Source organism: Xenorhabdus griffiniae (assembly GCF_001028135.1).
Taxonomy (GTDB): domain Bacteria; phylum Pseudomonadota; class Gammaproteobacteria; order Enterobacterales; family Enterobacteriaceae; genus Xenorhabdus; species Xenorhabdus bakwenae.
This window is the reverse complement of record NZ_LDNM01000102.1, coordinates 26,635-43,611: the sequence shown is the minus strand read 5'-3', so window position 1 is coordinate 43,611 and position 16,977 is coordinate 26,635. Positions and strand designations below refer to the sequence as shown.

Genomic DNA, 16,977 nt, shown 5'->3' with positions numbered 1-16,977 from the left:
AAGTTATAAAGGAGCGGCTATGTCATTTCAACTCATCATAAAAGTCGAGCATCGCGTTAAGTTCCGATGGCTTTATGATCGGATCACCTGTCGTTTTGCCCTTTAACATATCGGTTGTGTCTTCAGACAAAGATTCGATAATTTTTAATCCCTTTTCAACAAACAAAGAAGATTCTGATTTGTTCATAATATCCCCCGGGTTTATAAATCGAGAAAGATTAATTGAAAACTTAAAATTATTTTCTGATTATACGTCAAACAGAATAGTAATTAAGTCAGTTTTAATATAGCAACAAACATTTTTTTTCATTACGAAATTTTACAACCCTCCCAGATAACAGTTTATTAATAAATTAGAATGTTTTATTAATTTTTTTTGCCTAAGACTTACTTTAGAAAACAACAGCCTCATAAACACTCAATATTCTTCAAGAAAAGAATGCAATTATATTTTTCCCATAATAAAAGCATAGTACAGAACCAGATATTTTCAACAAGAAATTAATTCAGTGAAATAAACCTATTTCAAAAACATTAATCGCAAGTGGATGGAATATTTTCACATCCAACAGAATCTCAATAAAATCAGCAAGTTTATAGTACTTACGATTGTTTTTGCTAATGAAAGATTTATCTCCACATTCAGGAGAAATCATTTTTAATACTCGCATATTGCTTATTTTAAAGAGATTTTTATTTTGATGATTTTGACGTCTTGCGTACTTTACCCTCGCATTTACATAACCCTTTTCTCCATAAATCTTTTCATTCATAAGTATCAGTTTTTCTCGTTGTATCTCTTTGTGATAAAGGGCTATAGTCCGCATCACTCAAGGCTATTGAGTGACTTACCTACTGCTTAAATCATCAAGATATATTCCAGTCCCTAGCCTATATCGTGACCACCATTCGGCAAAAACTTGATGAGAAGCAGCGCATTTCTGGCTGATTTTTTATGTGGAGACGACAGTAGTGAAACTGCTGCGCAAGAATGACAGTGCATTTGTACCTGTCGCCGGCTTGACTGTTTTTGCCATTGCTTCTGGTTACCTGATGAGCTTAATTCCTCTGTCGATGGCAAGTTTCAGCATTGATACGGTTTATGCGAGTTGGTTAGCTAGTGCTTATTATGTCGGTTTATTAATCGGTTCAATGATGATTGAACCTGTTATCGCCAGAATAGGTCACCGTCTTTCATTTATTATTTTTTTGTTGCTTTTGTCAGCGACTGTCATTACATTGCCTTTTTTTCCGAATAAAGAAATTTGGTTATTTGTACGGTGTATTGCCGGCGTTGCCGTAGCCGGTGTCTTTGTCGTGATCGAATCTTGGCTGTTGATCTGCGACAACGCCAAAGAACGCGCCAGACGCCTGAGCTTTTATATGACTGCTCTTTATGGTGGGACAACTTTAGGGCAATTATTGATTGGATCTATTGGCACTCAGGGGACGATCCCCTTTATGGTGATTTCGACACTGCTGTTTGTCGCAATTTTGCCCCCATTATTCGCACGTCATGGTCAACCTCCTGCGCTCCACCACCAAAGTATGTCGCTGAGAAAAATGACTGAATTCAGTAAACCAGCCATCGTTGGCTGCATGACATCAGGTATTATTATGGGCACCATCTATGGCTTGATGCCTTTATCACTCAGTCAAAGTCATTTCAGCACCGATCAAGTCGGTGCATTGATGGCAGCCACAATTCTGGGCGGAATGATCATACAACCGATTATCAGCAAGCTGTCCGTCATCATGAGCAAAACTGTTCTATTGGTCATGATTTCATTACTGGGGGTATTCGCCGTAGGAATGGCCTATCTCTTCGAACATTACATTGTCATGATAGTGTCACTGGCTTTGTTGGGAATGTCGTCTTTTGCGCTGTACCCCATTGCGATCACGCTTGCCTGTGACAAGCTGGATGCGTCCTATATTGTAGTGGCAAGCCAGGTCATGTTGTTAAGTTACAGTATTGGTTCTGCCGTTGGGCCACTGGTAGCAGGGCATTTTATGCTACATCACTACTTTAAGGTTCAGCACCATGGGCTGATGAGTTTCTTTTTCATCGTGTTATTGGCTACCGCGATTTATATGCTGCTGGCGAGTTTGTACCGCAAAGATCGTGTACTGGCACGCTAGATAGCCTCAAAAACATTCAGACTGAAACCACAAACAACAGAAAAATTGAGGGGATAAAATGCAAATACAACAAGCCAGCAAAGCTGATTTTTCAGTATTGATTCAGATTTGGGAAGCCTCTGTACTTGCTACTCATGATTTTTTGCCTAAGTCAATGATTGAAGTTTTACGCCCACAGATCCTTAACGATTATTTGCCCAATCTCACTGTTTATAAAGCGGTAGATGAACAAGATAATATCGTAGGGTTTATTAGTACCGATCAACATCGAGTCGAAATGTTGTTTATTGCGCCACAAGCACGGAGAACAGGGATCGGTAAGATGTTACTGCAATTTGCTATTAATGAATTACAGATCAAAGAATTAGATGTAAACGAGCAAAATACACAAGGCGTCGGCTTCTACCAATATATGGGATTTCAGATATTTTCTCGTTCAGAGCTTGATGGTCAAGGGAATCCATTTCCTCTATTACACCTGAAACTGGCTTGAAAACGGGAGAATGTTAAAAATGAATAATACATAAATAAGATAAATATATAAAATAAAAATATCATTTAAGGAATAATTTGTTAAATAACAACAGGCCTTATTTTAAAAAATAATAATAGAGTAATATTCTTTACTAGAAAAATAAATAAATTTAAAGTAAAGGCATATTTTGTAAACATATGAGTAGAATTAGATAAATCAATGATATAATGAAATTTCTCTATTCCCATCACCTTTCAAGTTACAGCTTTGCTGGCTACGTCCACATCCCTTAGTCACGTAGTTATAAACACAGAGTTCGCTCTGCTCTTGGGGATTTACCCTTTTGCCACTGTGCTGCAACTTGAAATCGAGTGGGTATAAATATTTTTTACTTTTGTTGAGCTTGAATTAATGAGTTATTTACAACAACCTACATCTTCAGGAATGAAGCTATTTGCTGATCTTGTCGGAAAACGTATTATCCCGGGGGAATTCTGGTATTCTTCCGCTACCCGTACTAAATTTGCACTACGCAGCCTTCTGACCCCCATTTCAACATTAAAATTGTTGAATGGTATTACCAAAACGCCTTATTATCTGGATATTTTGAAAAAACAACCCAGTTGGCCTTGCAAATTACATCGCCCTTACTTAAGCATTAATTTTAAACGTAACCAGATTGTCGGCGCTCTGAATGAGCATTATCAAATATTATTCAAACAGTTAGAATCTACTATTATTAATCGGATTTTTTCAGTTCATGCTTATTTACTGACAACCATCCAAGGGAAAAATGAAACATTTCTGATATATATTGACGCACTGGACAACCTGAATAAAGAAGGTGAACTCTCTTTCTATATTACTACCGCAGAGAACGTCATTCTGGCCAAGTGTGCTTTCACTTTATTAACGATTGATGGCAAACAGACACTATTTATTGGTGCACTACAAGGGCCAACTAAAGGGGATAATTCTCTGGAGATTATCCGCCATGCAACTAAAGAGTGTTATGGGTTATTCCCCAAACGCCTGTTAATTGAGGCTATTTGCCGTTTTGCCGATCATATGAATTGTGAACAGATCCTGGCAGCCAGTAACGAGACTCATATCTACCGTAGCATTCGTTATTGGCATAAAAAGAAAAATAAGATGGTAGCCGATTACAATTCTTTCTGGGAATCGCTAAATGGCGTCAGAAATGAAAATAATGATTTCCATTTACCATCATGCATAGAAAGAAAATCTTTGGATGAGATCCCCAGTAAAAAACGCGCCGAATATCGCCGTCGCTATCAATTACTGGATGATCTGGAAAACGATATCAAGGCATCCCTGAAAGCCGCCTGACCGCCAGCCAGAAAGAAATAGCAATTCACTCAACGTGGCTTCGTCATTAACCATGTAAGATGCGTTTTAATGGCGGGCCATTCATTGAACAGAATGCTATAAACGCAAGTATCCCTTATCGAACCCTCTTTGGCCCGCATGTGATGACGTAAAATACCATCCAGCTTTGCCCCCAATCGTTCTATCGCCTTGCGGCTTTGGTGATTTAAAAAATGGGTACGAAGTTCCACCGCGACACATTCCAATTCCTCAAATGCATACTGTAACAATAAAAATTTTGCTTCCGTATTAATTGCAGTGCGTTGGACAGAATGCGCATACCATGTAGAACCAATTTCCAGTCTGGGAATATTCGCATCAATATTCATATAAGTTGTCATACCAACTGCCATCCCCGTGGCATTATTGATGACAGCAAAAGGCAACATATTGCCCTTGGCATGCAGGGTTAAACGACGTTCAATTTCCGCCTGGACATTGACAGGTTCAGGCACACTGGCATACCACAGCTTATGTAACTGCCCATCCTCAATAGCACGAACAAATTCATCATGTCTATCATGTGACAAAGGCATTAAAGTTACACTTTTTCCGGTTAACGTAACCCAATCTGTTATTTTTCCCATAATTACATTCCCCTACACTTATTTCTATCACACTTAACTTTCTATCAAGGCTTAATTATTCATCATTCCGTAAGAATATATTCACAGTATGCACAGTTAAAAACAGGCGGCAACCATAAATAAGAGGAATTTCTCGCCTCAATAGATTTTCATTAAGGCGCGATTGAAGCTCTATTTCATGATATTTGTCACAATCAATTAACAAAGTGGTTCCAATAATGCCGGAACTGTCTAAATTTAATTATCATCTCATCCGACCACTTAGCTGTTTAGCTTCATACGGAAAACAATAATATTATTGAGCTACCAAATATTTGATGGAGAATGCAATGAGCAATTACCCTCACCTGCTTGCACCGCTGGATTTGGGCTTTACCACACTAAAAAACCGTGTATTGATGGGTTCAATGCACACGGGGCTTGAAGAACATCCCGACGGTGCCCAACGTTTGGCCCAATTTTATGCAGAACGGGCAGCGGGAGGCGTCGCACTGATTGTGACCGGCGGTATCGCACCCAACCCACAGGGCGTTGTTGCGGCAGGCGCAAGCATCCTGAATAGTGAAGCTCACCTGCCCCACCACAAGCTTATTACAGAGGCGGTACATCAGGCTGGGGGAAAGATTGCTTTACAAATCCTGCATGCCGGACGCTACAGCTATCAGAAAAATTCCGTTGCGCCTTCGGCCATTCAAGCTCCGATTAACCCCTTTATGCCGAGAGAAATGTCTGAGGATGACATCCGGCAGACAATCAAGGATTTTGCCCACTGTGCCCAGCTGGCACAACAAGCTGGCTATGATGGCGTGGAAATCATGGGTTCAGAAGGTTATCTCATCAATCAGTTTCTGGTCACACGCACCAATCATCGACAGGATAAATGGGGGGGAACTTTCGAAAACCGCATACGCTTTGCGCTGGAAATTGTCAAAGCGATCCGCGCTATCACGGGGGAGCGTTTTATCATCATCTACCGCCTTTCTATGCTGGATTTAGTGGAAGATGGCTCCAATTGGCAAGAGATCGAACAACTGGCACGGGAGATTGAAAAAGCAGGGGCATCCATTATCAATACCGGTATCGGCTGGCATGAAACCAATATCCCAACGATTGCAACGATGGTGCCCAGAGCCGGATTTAGCTGGGTTACGCAAAAATTGATGGGAAAAGTCAGCATCCCTTTGATTACAACCAACCGCATCAACACCCCCGGGATTGCCGAACAAGTTCTCAGTGAAGGCTGTGCCGATATGGTTTCTATGGCACGCCCGTTTCTCGCTGATGCCGAGTTTGTATTGAAAACCGAACAGGAGCGTGCTGATGAAATCAATTCCTGCATAGGCTGCAACCAAGCCTGTCTGGACAGAGTTTTTGTCGGCAAGCTGACGTCTTGTCTGGTCAATCCACGCGCCTGCCATGAAACCGAATTTATTGCCGCGCCTGCCATAGCCCCCAAAACCATTGCGGTTATTGGTGCAGGACCGGCGGGATTATCCTTTGCGGTCACAGCAGCCAGCCGAGGACACCATGTCACGCTGTTTGAACGAGAAAACCACATTGGCGGGCAGTTTAATATCGCCAAACAGATCCCCGGCAAAGAAGAATTCCATGAAACTTTACGCTATTTTGAACGCCAGTTAGCCTTAAACGGCGTCGAAGTCTGCCTCAACCATACGGCAACGACCGACCAACTTTTATCGTTTGATGAAATTGTCATAGCGACAGGGATCATGCCACGCATCCCCAATATTGATGGTATTGAACATGAAAAGGTACTGACTTACCTTGATGTTTTGAAACATAAGCAGCCCGTCGGAAAGCGTGTCGCTATTATTGGTGCTGGAGGTATTGGTTTTGATACTGCTGAGTATCTGAGTCAAAACGGACAAAGTTCCAGTTTGAGTAGCCATGCTTTTAGCCATGAGTGGGGAATTGATCGAACAATTATGCATAGGGGAGGATTACGACCAGAAGGTGCGCAGGTCGAGCATTCCCCGCGTAAAATTTATCTGCTGCAACGCAAAGATTCCAGGGTCGGGGATGGCTTAGGAAAAACCACAGGTTGGGTGCATAAAACCAGCCTGTTAATGCGGGGCGTAACCATGTTAAACAGTGTCCAGTACTTGAAGATTGATGATCAGGGATTGCATATCCGTCGTGGCGATGAACAACAATGCCTGGACGTGGATAATGTAATTATTTGCGCAGGACAGGAGCCATTGAAAACACTCTATCAACCGTTACAGGCAATGGGAAAAAGTGTACATATCATTGGTGGAGCAGATATCGCGGCCGAATTGGACGCACGCAGGGCAATCGATCAAGGCACCCGATTGGCACTTAAAGTGTAATAAATGGAGCCACTAAAGGCAAAGGCGGTGATAATTTGTACTCAACCAATTATCACCGTTCTTATTCTGATTAACGCTGCGCCAGCCGATCAGACGAGATACGAGACTCTTCGGCCTGACACGCGGCGGCAGTAAACAGCACATCGGTGGAAGAGTTCAACGCAGTTTCAGCAGAATCTTGCACTACACCTATAATCATACCTACTGCAACAACTTGCATGGCTATTTCATTGGAAATTCCAAACATACTGCATCCCAACGGAATCAACAATAAAGAACCCCCAACAACCCCCGAAGCACCACATGCAGCAACAGCAGAAACTACACTCAACAAAATGGCTGTCGGTATATCAACATTAATTCCCAATGTATTCACAGCGGCTAATGTCAATATGGTTATAGTCACTGCTGCTCCCCCCATATTAATGATCGCCCCCAAAGGAATAGAAATAGAATAGGTATCTTCATTTAAATTCATGCGACGACACATTGCCATATTAACTGGAATATTTGCCGCAGAACTGCGAGTGAAGAACGCAGTTATTCCACTTTCACGCAAGCAAACGAAAACTAACGGGTAAGGATTACGGCGAATTTTCCAAAAAACAATTAATGGATTAATTACTAAAGCAATGAAAACCATACACCCTAACAATACAGACAATAATTGCACATAATCTAATAAAACATTAAACCCTGTTGTTGCAATCGTTGAAGATACCAATCCAAAAATACCAATAGGTGCAAAACGAATAATCACACGCAAAACTTGCATTACGGCTTCTGCTAGATCATGAACTATAAATTTAGTTGATTCTTTTCCATGACGCAAAGCAATACCTATTCCTGTTGACCAGGCCAATATACTAATATAGTTGGCATTTATAAGAGCATCAATAGGATTCGCTACTATATTAAGTAATATCCCTTTCAAAACTTCAATAATGTTTTCTGGTGGTAATACCTGAATATCATTCGTCACTAACGTCAACGTCGATGGAAACAGCAGACTACCAATTACAGCTACAATCGCTGCCAGAAAGGTTCCTAACAAATATAGGAACAGTATGGGACCAATGTTAGTTTTTTGACCTGTTTTATAATTTGCAATCGAGGACATAACCAATACCCATACTAAAAAAGGTGCTGCCGCTTTTAATGCTCCTACAAAAAGTGTTCCTAACAATTCGACTGATTTAGCCACAGAAGGAGCCAACCATGCCAGTAATATACCTGCCATTAAACCGATAGATATTTGTGTAACGAGGCTGCCCCGCATAATATATTGTACAAACCCTTTTTGTTTTTTTTCCATAGTCTTTCCAATTGATATTTATACTTAATGAATCTGCCTGTTTTAATTTATATTTACTTTTTCAAGACAAGAAAATTTGGAAAGCTATAATCAACCCAACAAACAAAAATATCAACATTTAGTAACAAATTGATCACATTTATGTGATCAAAACAACAACTTTTATCCTTTCAAATACATTACACAATGAATCACTACAATACGATTTCTATACCAATCCAACTTCAAGATGCGTGTTATATTTCTCCGCTCAGCGGGGAAATATAAGGCCTCGTATCGTCTTGCGTAGTTAAATTAATAATTAATTATTCTTTTGCAACTCCAAACCAAATGAAATTTTAGTAAGTTCATATAATTAACCCGACTTCTGGATAAGAAATTGACGAAAAGCCTGTTCCAGGAGCAAAGTTTTGCCGCACACCAAAGTACCTGTCTACCCCTGAGCTGGCGCGGATCGATGAGAATATGAAGATCGTCCCTAAAAACCTGATGGGTTATTTTGCGCCCAACCAACACAAATAACTTTAGCTTAAAAATATAACTGCTATGATCCTGAAACCTCATCCAAAGGAAATCAGCAACAAGCCCACGGTAAGATAAATAACCCATGACACAACTCTCAGACACTATCCTGGCTCCGCATCCATTTGGAACCGAAATCACGCAGCAGCAACTTATTGAAAACTTTCAGCCATGCAAATTGTGGGAAGATCGTTACCGGCAGCTAATCAGTCTCGCCAGAAAGCTGCCTCCTCTAGCAGATGAACTAAAACAGCAAAATATCGAAAGATCCGGCTGTGAAAATCGTGTCTGGTTGGGGCATCAACAACTTGCTGACGGCCGATTGCATTTTTATGGCGATAGTGAAGGCCGTATCGTCAAAGGATTATTGGCAATCTTACTGACTGCCGTAGAAGGCAAAACCCCGGAGCAGATTGTGCAAACGCCTTTGGCCGGGCTATTCCAACACCTCGGCCTGGAACAACAACTCAGTGGCTCAAGGCTCAATGGCGTGAAAGCTCTGATAAATACCCTTCAGGAAATAGCGAACACTTACATTCATTAGGTTCGCTTAAAGCGCATTTTCCCGTTCAGCTTTCGCCACCATCTTTTTCAACGCGTGGGATACTGCAACAAAACCAAAAGTCGCCGTAACCATCGTTGCGGCACCAAAACCTGAAGCGCAATCCATTCGCTTGGAACCCTCAGCAGTACTTTTGGCAGCACAAACTGTGCCGTCAGATTGCGGATAAACTAACTGTTCCGTTGAAAAAACACAGTCAATGCCTAACTTGCCCTTGCCGTTTTTTACGACGCGATAATCCGACTTCAAGCGCTCTTTCAATTTCGCGGCCAATGGATCTTGCACCGTTTTCGCTAAATCCACCACCTGGATCCGGGTAGGATCAAGTTGCCCACCCGCGCCGCCAGTTGTCACGAGCGGGATCTTATAACGGCGGCAATAAGCCAATAACGCCGCTTTTGGTCGTACGCTATCAATGGCATCAATAACATAACTGAACCCTGTGGACATCAATTCAGCCACATTATCAGGGGTGACAAAATCATCAATGCAAGTGACCTGACACTCAGGATTGATTGCTCGTATCCGTTCTGCTATGACTTCCGTCTTTGGGAAGCCCACATTCTGTATCAAGGTGTGCAACTGGCGATTGGTATTGGTGATGCAAACATCATCCATATCAATCAACGTAATAGCACCAATACCGGTGCGCGCCAGCGCTTCTGCCGCCCATGAACCCACGCCGCCAATGCCGACAACACAGACATGGGAACGGGCAAATAATGAAAGCGCTTTCTGGCCATATAACCGCGCTGTACCAGCAAAACGCTGAAGATAAGCATCAGAGAGAGAAACTTGCATTGTTAAATAAATCCTGCTTAAAACCTACCTCTATTGAGATAGGTTATCGATTGATGGTTTGAACTGGCGGGGATCTTACTGGTTTGCCGTCAAAAAACCAGATGATGCTTTCTTCAATACCCAAACACGACCATAGTGATTATAAAAACCCGCCATTTCACCCGCTTTCTCGCCAACACCGTGATAAATATCAAAATGGTTCCCTTTGATGGCACCACCAACATCCAGTGCCACCATCAGATGCATCCGATACTGACCGGTAAATTTACCCTTTTCATCCAGTACCGGCACTTCCGCCAACAATGCTGTTCCGGGTGGGATTAATGATTTATCAGATGCTACCGAGGCTTTTGCAACAAGAGGCACTGCGCTGGCCCCCCTCACGAGGGTATAGGATTCAGGTTTAAAGAAAACAAATGAAGGATTCTGCTCAAGCAACTCTCTCACTTCGGCTTCGCTGTGCTGTTCTCCCCACTGACGGATAGCTTTCATCGACATTTTTTCGCCCGGGACTTCGTCACGGTCGATCAGCACTTTGCCAATACTGCGATAGGCATGTCCATTTTTTCCTCCATAGCCAAAAAAGGTCAATGGACGTCCATCCCCAAAATCGACATAGCCACTTCCTTGTACTTCCATCATAAAATTATCCATCAGGGAGTTACTGTACCCGATAATAAATTTCTTGCTCAGGGCACCTTTATATATCTCTGCACGACTTGGCAAGCGGGAACGTAAGTGAGTTGGCATTCGATACAGTGGATATTTAAACTCCCCTTGCCGGGTATGTCGTGCTTGCAAAACAGGCGTGTAATAACCGGTAAACTTCACGTTGCCGTATTTATCTTCGCCTTCCATCTGATAAGCCAGTAAACCGAATTCAGTTAAATCACAGGTATCACCACCGGACAGCATCCAGTGCTCAATGGCACTAAATAATTCACGGTTATTGTCATAAAGACGAGGAGAAGCTTTGCTGATATACCCAATTTGGGTGGCAAAGTCTCTGGCATTAACGGGAGAGCCTTCGGCATTAGGGGTATTAACCAACTGGAGGTTTTGGCTAATTCGCCCATCCTTATACTGCTGTGCCTGATCAGTGGGTCGAAAATGGCATCCCGCTAATATCGAAATGACACATCCAACTAAAAGATATTTACCCCAAACTCTCATATTAATACCTTATCTCTAGCCATCACTTACTCGGATCACGAACAATATCAAACACTAATCAATAATGATATGTAGTTAAAAAATAGCTTGCTGTTTCAACCCAGTTTATAGCGCAAAAATAAAACGATAAGTCCACTTTTAAACCAAAAAACAAAAAAATTAGTCACTTTCAATAAAAAAACTTGCAACCTCTCCGTTCCAGAGTATAGTGTGCCGACATCGAACGCGGGGTGGAGCAGCCTGGTAGCTCGTCGGGCTCATAACCCGAAGGTCGTCGGTTCAAATCCGGCCCCCGCAACCAATTCGATTAGATGTCGTTGTCGATATGATGTAGCATCGACACGCTCTGGTAGCAAAGGCAGTAAATAGTGTCATCATTGAATATTTGCATTCACGATTAATTATCAAGATATGTAAATAAACGGACGCGGGGTGGAGCAGCTTGGTAGCTCGTCGGGCTCATAACCCGAAGGCCGTCGGTTCAAATCCGGCCCCCGCAACCAACACTTTATGATGATATTGCTCAATATTTGCATTTACGATCAGTTATCAAAATATGCAAATAGACGGACGCGGGGTGGAGCAGCCTGGTAGCTCGTCGGGCTCATAACCCGAAGGTCGTCGGTTCAAATCCGGCCCCCGCAACCAATTTTTATTTGTCATTTTACCGCCGCAACTTTTTCCCCGTTTTTATTTCACAGCTTGTTCGCTGATCCCTTTATTACTTTATTTCCACTGATTTTAAAATCTATGTTTAAACATTATTTCATTCCGATTTAAACATGAATGTAAAGCCAATAACCATCATTGCACCATCAGCAATAAATTCTTGCTGGTATTACTCAATAGTTTATCAAGGCGAATATTTCACCGCCTCGCCAATTCAGCGCCATTTTTGAAATACGCCTTGATGCCCGCAAAAATGGATTCCGCCACTTGTTGCTGGAATTTTGCTGTCTTAAGTTTGCGCTCTTCCTCCAGATTACTGATAAATGCCGTTTCTACCAAAATGGAAGGGATATCTGGTGCTTTCAATACCGCAAACCCCGCCTGATCGACGCTATTTTTATGCAGTTTATTGATTTTCCCCACCCGCTTGAGCACTTCTTTACCAAATTTCAGACTATCATTAATCGTTGCGGTTTGAACCAAATCCAGCATGGTATGATCCAAATATTTATCGCCACTTTTACTGACTCCACCAATTAAGTCTGCCTCGTTCTGAGTTTGGGCGAGAAAACGGGCCGTATTGCTGGTAGCCCCTTTAGTGGAAAGCGCAAACACGGATGAACCCCGTGCAGAACGACTGGTAAAGGCATCCGCATGAATAGAAACAAAAAGATCAGCGCGCATCTTACGCGCTTTTGCCACTCTCACCGTCAAGGGAATAAACACATCTTCATTGCGCGTCATGTAAACTTTCATGCCTGGCTCACGTTTGATGAGTGCCTGTAAACGACGGGCAATCTGCAATACGACATCTTTTTCACGGGTTTTATATTTCCCAATCGCCCCAGAGTCTTCACCACCATGACCGGGATCGAGCATAATCACAATCGGCCGGTCTTTACCTGCCTTGCCGGGTTTGCGGGTCTGTGCAGGCCAATGCTGTTCTAAATTCCCACTGTTGTACTCTTCAAGCAGGGCCAATAAAGGATCATTAGCCACATCAGCCGTCTTTTGGGGATACAGATCGAGCACCAGACGATGTTTAAACTTTGCAATTGGCGGCAATGTGAAAATATGCGGGGAGACGGGCTGTTTGATTTCAAAGACTAAACGTACCGTTTTAGGATTAAATTGCCCTGCCCGCACTAATTTTAAATAAGGATCACGCCGCTGAACCTGTGCCCCCATACGGCTCAAAATACTGTTAAGCTGGATCCCCTGCAAATCAATGACAATACGATTAGGGTTTGCAAGCGAAAACTGGCGGTATTTAAGTGGAATATTAGATTCCAGTGTCACTCTGGTATAACTTGATGCGGGCCAAATACGAACAGCAATAACTTTTGCAGTCGCTGCATAACCTATTGGGCTGATGCTTAATAACCATACAGCAGCTGCGCCTTTCAGCAGGCGACGACGTGAAATATTATGGCCTGAATGACTCATCATTTATTCCATTTAAAAACAACCAAACGCAGTAATCTTTATCAAACATAATAGTCAGGCAGGAACTCTAATTAATTAGCAAACTTCTGTCATCAAAAAATGTATTTTTTGATAACCTGGTTTATTTATACCAATATAAATAATAACGTTATTTTTATCCATGTTTCCTCTTGCCATTTCCCTTCAAAAAGAATAAAAATACAAAAAAATCGAATAAAAATTCAATCAGAGAGGGTTTCATGAAAGAACGCAGTACCGAATTGGTTGAAGTCTTACGGCACTCGGTGCCGTATATCAATGCACATCGAGGTAAAACCTTTGTCATTATGCTGGGAGGTGAAGCCATCGCCCATGAGAATTTTTCTAATATCGTCAACGATATTGGATTATTGCATAACCTGGGCATTCGTTTAATCGTTGTTTATGGTGCCCGTCCACAAATTGAACAGAACATTGCCGAACACCATTGCCAATCGATTTACCACAAACACACCCGGGTGACCGATGCCAAAACACTGGATTTGGTCAAACAGGCGGCCGGCTTATTACAGCTAGAAATTACAGCCCGTCTTTCTATGGGGTTAAATAATACCCCATTACAAGGCGCTAATATTAGTGTTGTCAGCGGAAACTTCGTTATCGCCCAACCTTTGGGAATCGATGACGGCGTCGATTATTGCCACAGTGGCAGAGTCCGCCGTATTGATGAGAAAGCAATCAACCAACAACTGGATAATGGTGCTATTGTGCTGATTGGGCCAGTTGCGGTTTCCGTTACAGGAGAAAGTTTCAACCTTACTTCCGAAGAAATTGCAACACAGCTGGCAATCAAATTAAAAGCAGAAAAATTAATTGGATTTTGCTCATCTCAGGGCGTACTTGGTGCCGAAGGTGACACTTTATCAGAAATGTTTCTTAATGAAGGCGAAGCTCACCTGCACAAATTGGAAAACTCGGGTGATTATCATTCAGGAACCGTGCGTTTCTTAAGAGGCGCGATTAAGGCCTGCCGCCGTGGCGTCCGCCGCAGCCATTTGATCAGTTATCAAGAAAATGGCTCGTTGGTTCAGGAACTCTTTTCCCGCGAAGGTATCGGCACTCAAATAGTGATGGAACGTTCCGAACAGATACGTCGCGCCAATATTAATGATATTGGTGGCATTCTTGAACTTATTCGCCCATTGGAGCAACAAGGTATTTTGGTACGTCGTTCACGTGAACAACTGGAAATGGAAATTGATAACTTCACCCTGATTGAACTCGATAATATCACTATCGCCTGCGCTGCCCTATATTCCTATCCCAATGAAAAAATTGGAGAAATGGCCTGCGTTGCTGTACATCCAGACTACAGAAACTCTTTCAGAGGTGAAATTCTGCTAGATTCAATTTCTAATCAGGCGAAACAAAGGGGGTTGGAAAAACTTTTCGTACTCACAACCCGCAGCATTCACTGGTTTCAGGAGAAAGGTTTTAAGCCCGCCGGAATAGATATGTTGCCCGTGGAAAAACAAGCGCTGTATAACTATCAGCGCTGTTCCAAAATTTTGATGCTGGATTTACAGGCTTGATGAAGCTTGTTGACGTCAGGCTAACTATAGACATCCCAGCCATATAATCCTTGGCCACATTGCATTTTATTGCGGGTTGAACCAATCTGCCAACCCGCTCCGCCGCTGTGTTACTGTAGCCACTGCTTTATCCCAAACTGGCTTATTGGCATAAATTGTCAATTTTTCCCTCGCCCGCGTCAGTGCGGTATACACCAATTCCCGACTGACTATGGGTGAGTGTTGGGTCGGTAACACCAAGGCCGTATGTTCAAATTCAGACCCTTGAGATTTATGCACTGTCATCACATAAGCCGTTTCATGTTGGGGCAACCGGCTTGGCTGAAATCCTTTAATCTGTCCATCAGACAACTGAAAATAGGCTTTCAGTTCATTATCCTGATTTTTGAGCATAATCCCGATATCTCCGTTAAACAATCCCAGGGTGCTGTCATTACGCAATATCATGATAGGGCGTCCGACATAACCACGGCTCTCTGCATTTTTGGGCAGGGTAATGACGCCTTTCCTGTGCAGTAATTGTTCCATTCGCTGGTTCAGTCCCGTAACACCAAAGGGACCTTCCCTTAACGCGCACAACAATCGAAAACGATTAAACGCCGCCAAAATGGCTTCTTCCGCCATCCGTTCATTTGCCATGGTTAAATACTGAGAGTAACCCGCAGCGGTTTCTGTCAACAGACACTGATAATCTTCATCCGCGGCAAGTGGGTAAAAATCAACATCGGGAAAAGATTGATTCAGCACTGCCGCGACGCCTCTGCGATCCCCTTGATTCACAGCCGACGCCAATCGGCCAATGCCGGAAGCCGAGTTGAAGCGATAACTTTTGCGCAGCAGACACAGGCTATCCCGCACGGCAGACGTATTTTTATCGGAATGAGGGGTGGAATAAGAGGTTAACTGACATCCCGTTAAGCGCTCCAATTGTTCAGCCCGCTTGGCGCTATAACCTTGTTCAGCAAAACGGCAAATATCGCCCAATACCGCTCCGGCTTCAACCGATGCAAGCTGGTCTTTATCCCCCAAGAAAATCACTTTTGCCCGTGGCGGCAAAGCATCAACCAAATGCGCCATCATCGGTAAATCCACCATTGAGGCTTCATCAATGATCAAAATATCAAGGGACAGCGGATTATCACGCCCATAACGCAGTTTCTGGCTATCGGGTTGCGCCCCCAGTAAACGATGGAGAGTTTGCGCCTGCTCTGGGATGCTATGCCATTGTTCTGGCGTCAAATCGAGTTTCTTGACCGCTTCCCTCAGCGATTCAGTTAATCTGGCCGCTGCCTTACCGGTTGGCGCCGCTAATTGAATACTTAATTTTTTCCCTTCATGCAACTTGATCAAGGCCGCCAACAACTTAGCTACTGTCGTGGTTTTGCCGGTTCCTGGCCCACCAGAGATCACTGAAATACGGCTCGTTACAGCCACGGCTGCCGCCACTTTTTGCCAATCAATTTCTCCTTCAACAGTGACACCAAAAAGTGCATCCAAAATGTGACGTAACTGGATTTCATCAACCGCCGTTTGATCATGGGAAGATTGAGCAACAGTCTCGGTTAACGCCACCGCAGCAAAAAAATCCGCCACCCTCTGTTCACTTTGCCACATGCGTTGTAAATACAGGCGGTAATCATTCTCCCTTTGATGGAAAAGGATCACCGGTGCCGGAGTTTCCCCCATACTGACCGCCGGACACGCCTGTAAAACAGCCAGAATTTGCTGTTGATCGGGTGCTCCGGCCAAAGACCAAAGCGATGCTGCTAACTCCGGCTGCCTGCCTTCAAAAAAATATTTTGGCGAAATCCGCGCCAATGGCAAACAGACATGCCCCGCGCCCGATTCAGCGCTTAATAAGGCCGTAATCAACAGTAACAGAGGATTTTCATCCTCAATCATCGCATAAGCAAACTGCACATCCAAAGGGCGCAGCAGCTTCTGGTTCACCGCCTGTTGCAATAATGACATCAT

Annotated in this window: 14 protein-coding genes and 3 tRNA genes; 9 read left to right on the top strand and 8 right to left on the bottom strand. The window is 43.1% G+C overall.

Going from position 1 to position 16,977, the window contains the following annotated elements; all coding sequences use genetic code 11:
- Nucleotides 1-22: 22 nt before the first annotated feature.
- The gene (locus AAY47_RS22080) at nucleotides 23-187 is read right to left on the bottom strand and encodes a hypothetical protein (RefSeq protein ID WP_160300212.1); all 165 of its coding nucleotides are present in this window, start codon (nucleotides 185-187) and stop codon (nucleotides 23-25) included.
- A gap of 319 nt (nucleotides 188-506) precedes the next feature.
- On the bottom strand, nucleotides 507-773 hold the full coding sequence (locus AAY47_RS16500; protein WP_152669828.1) for a hypothetical protein: 267 nt from the start codon (nucleotides 771-773) through the stop codon (nucleotides 507-509).
- A 199-nt stretch (nucleotides 774-972) separates the two neighbouring features.
- Here AAY47_RS16500 and AAY47_RS16495 point away from each other — a divergent pair, with 199 nt between their 5' ends.
- The 3 genes from AAY47_RS16495 (at nucleotide 973) to AAY47_RS16485 (ending at nucleotide 3,967) form a co-directional block, all read left to right on the top strand.
- Nucleotides 973-2,142 (top strand): MFS transporter, encoded by a 1,170-nt coding sequence (locus AAY47_RS16495; RefSeq protein WP_047771219.1) that lies wholly within the window; start codon nucleotides 973-975, stop codon nucleotides 2,140-2,142.
- Nucleotides 2,143-2,200: 58 nt separating this feature from the next.
- Nucleotides 2,201-2,635, top strand: a complete 435-nt coding sequence (locus AAY47_RS16490) for a GNAT family N-acetyltransferase (RefSeq protein WP_047771218.1) — start codon at nucleotides 2,201-2,203, stop codon at nucleotides 2,633-2,635.
- 393 nt (nucleotides 2,636-3,028) lie between these two features.
- Complete coding sequence (locus tag AAY47_RS16485; protein WP_047771217.1) at nucleotides 3,029-3,967, top strand: VirK/YbjX family protein; 939 nt, start codon at nucleotides 3,029-3,031, stop codon at nucleotides 3,965-3,967.
- 29 nt (nucleotides 3,968-3,996) lie between these two features.
- Here the strand turns inward: AAY47_RS16485 and AAY47_RS16480 are convergent, their stop codons facing one another.
- Nucleotides 3,997-4,593: a GNAT family N-acetyltransferase gene (locus tag AAY47_RS16480; RefSeq protein ID WP_047771216.1), complete on the bottom strand. Its 597-nt coding sequence runs from the start codon at nucleotides 4,591-4,593 to the stop codon at nucleotides 3,997-3,999.
- A 329-nt stretch (nucleotides 4,594-4,922) separates the two neighbouring features.
- Here AAY47_RS16480 and AAY47_RS16475 point away from each other — a divergent pair, with 329 nt between their 5' ends.
- On the top strand, nucleotides 4,923-6,944 hold the full coding sequence (locus AAY47_RS16475; protein WP_047771215.1) for an NADPH-dependent 2,4-dienoyl-CoA reductase: 2,022 nt from the start codon (nucleotides 4,923-4,925) through the stop codon (nucleotides 6,942-6,944).
- 70 nt (nucleotides 6,945-7,014) lie between these two features.
- Here the strand turns inward: AAY47_RS16475 and sstT are convergent, their stop codons facing one another.
- Nucleotides 7,015-8,259: a serine/threonine transporter SstT gene (sstT, locus tag AAY47_RS16470; RefSeq protein ID WP_047771213.1), complete on the bottom strand. Its 1,245-nt coding sequence runs from the start codon at nucleotides 8,257-8,259 to the stop codon at nucleotides 7,015-7,017.
- 607 nt (nucleotides 8,260-8,866) lie between these two features.
- Between sstT and csdE the strand changes: the two genes are divergently transcribed.
- A complete protein-coding gene (gene csdE / locus AAY47_RS16460) occupies nucleotides 8,867-9,325 on the top strand; it encodes a cysteine desulfurase sulfur acceptor subunit CsdE (protein WP_047771211.1) in 459 nt (152 codons plus the stop codon).
- A gap of 6 nt (nucleotides 9,326-9,331) precedes the next feature.
- Here the strand turns inward: csdE and tcdA are convergent, their stop codons facing one another.
- Nucleotides 9,332-10,144 (bottom strand): tRNA cyclic N6-threonylcarbamoyladenosine(37) synthase TcdA, encoded by an 813-nt coding sequence (gene tcdA, locus AAY47_RS16455; RefSeq protein WP_047771210.1) that lies wholly within the window; start codon nucleotides 10,142-10,144, stop codon nucleotides 9,332-9,334.
- Nucleotides 10,145-10,219: 75 nt separating this feature from the next.
- Nucleotides 10,220-11,317: a murein transglycosylase A gene (gene mltA, locus AAY47_RS16450; protein WP_047771209.1), complete on the bottom strand. Its 1,098-nt coding sequence runs from the start codon at nucleotides 11,315-11,317 to the stop codon at nucleotides 10,220-10,222.
- A 224-nt stretch (nucleotides 11,318-11,541) separates the two neighbouring features.
- Here mltA and AAY47_RS16445 point away from each other — a divergent pair.
- The 3 genes from AAY47_RS16445 (at nucleotide 11,542) to AAY47_RS16435 (ending at nucleotide 11,965) form a co-directional block, all read left to right on the top strand.
- Nucleotides 11,542-11,618: transfer RNA gene (locus AAY47_RS16445), tRNA-Met, on the top strand.
- 125 nt (nucleotides 11,619-11,743) lie between these two features.
- Nucleotides 11,744-11,820 (top strand) — tRNA-Met (locus AAY47_RS16440).
- Between the two features lie 68 nt (nucleotides 11,821-11,888).
- Nucleotides 11,889-11,965, top strand: a tRNA-Met gene (locus tag AAY47_RS16435).
- A 219-nt stretch (nucleotides 11,966-12,184) separates the two neighbouring features.
- On the opposite strand, the gene amiC is transcribed toward AAY47_RS16435, so the two are convergent.
- Entirely contained in the window at nucleotides 12,185-13,432 is a 1,248-nt protein-coding gene (gene amiC / locus AAY47_RS16430; RefSeq protein ID WP_047771207.1) for an N-acetylmuramoyl-L-alanine amidase AmiC, read from the bottom strand.
- A 239-nt stretch (nucleotides 13,433-13,671) separates the two neighbouring features.
- Between amiC and argA the strand changes: the two genes are divergently transcribed.
- Nucleotides 13,672-15,003 (top strand): amino-acid N-acetyltransferase, encoded by a 1,332-nt coding sequence (argA, locus tag AAY47_RS16425; protein ID WP_047771206.1) that lies wholly within the window; start codon nucleotides 13,672-13,674, stop codon nucleotides 15,001-15,003.
- A 66-nt stretch (nucleotides 15,004-15,069) separates the two neighbouring features.
- On the opposite strand, the gene recD is transcribed toward argA, so the two are convergent.
- On the bottom strand, nucleotides 15,070-16,977 hold the full coding sequence (gene recD, locus AAY47_RS16420) for an exodeoxyribonuclease V subunit alpha (RefSeq protein WP_200897803.1): 1,908 nt from the start codon (nucleotides 16,975-16,977) through the stop codon (nucleotides 15,070-15,072).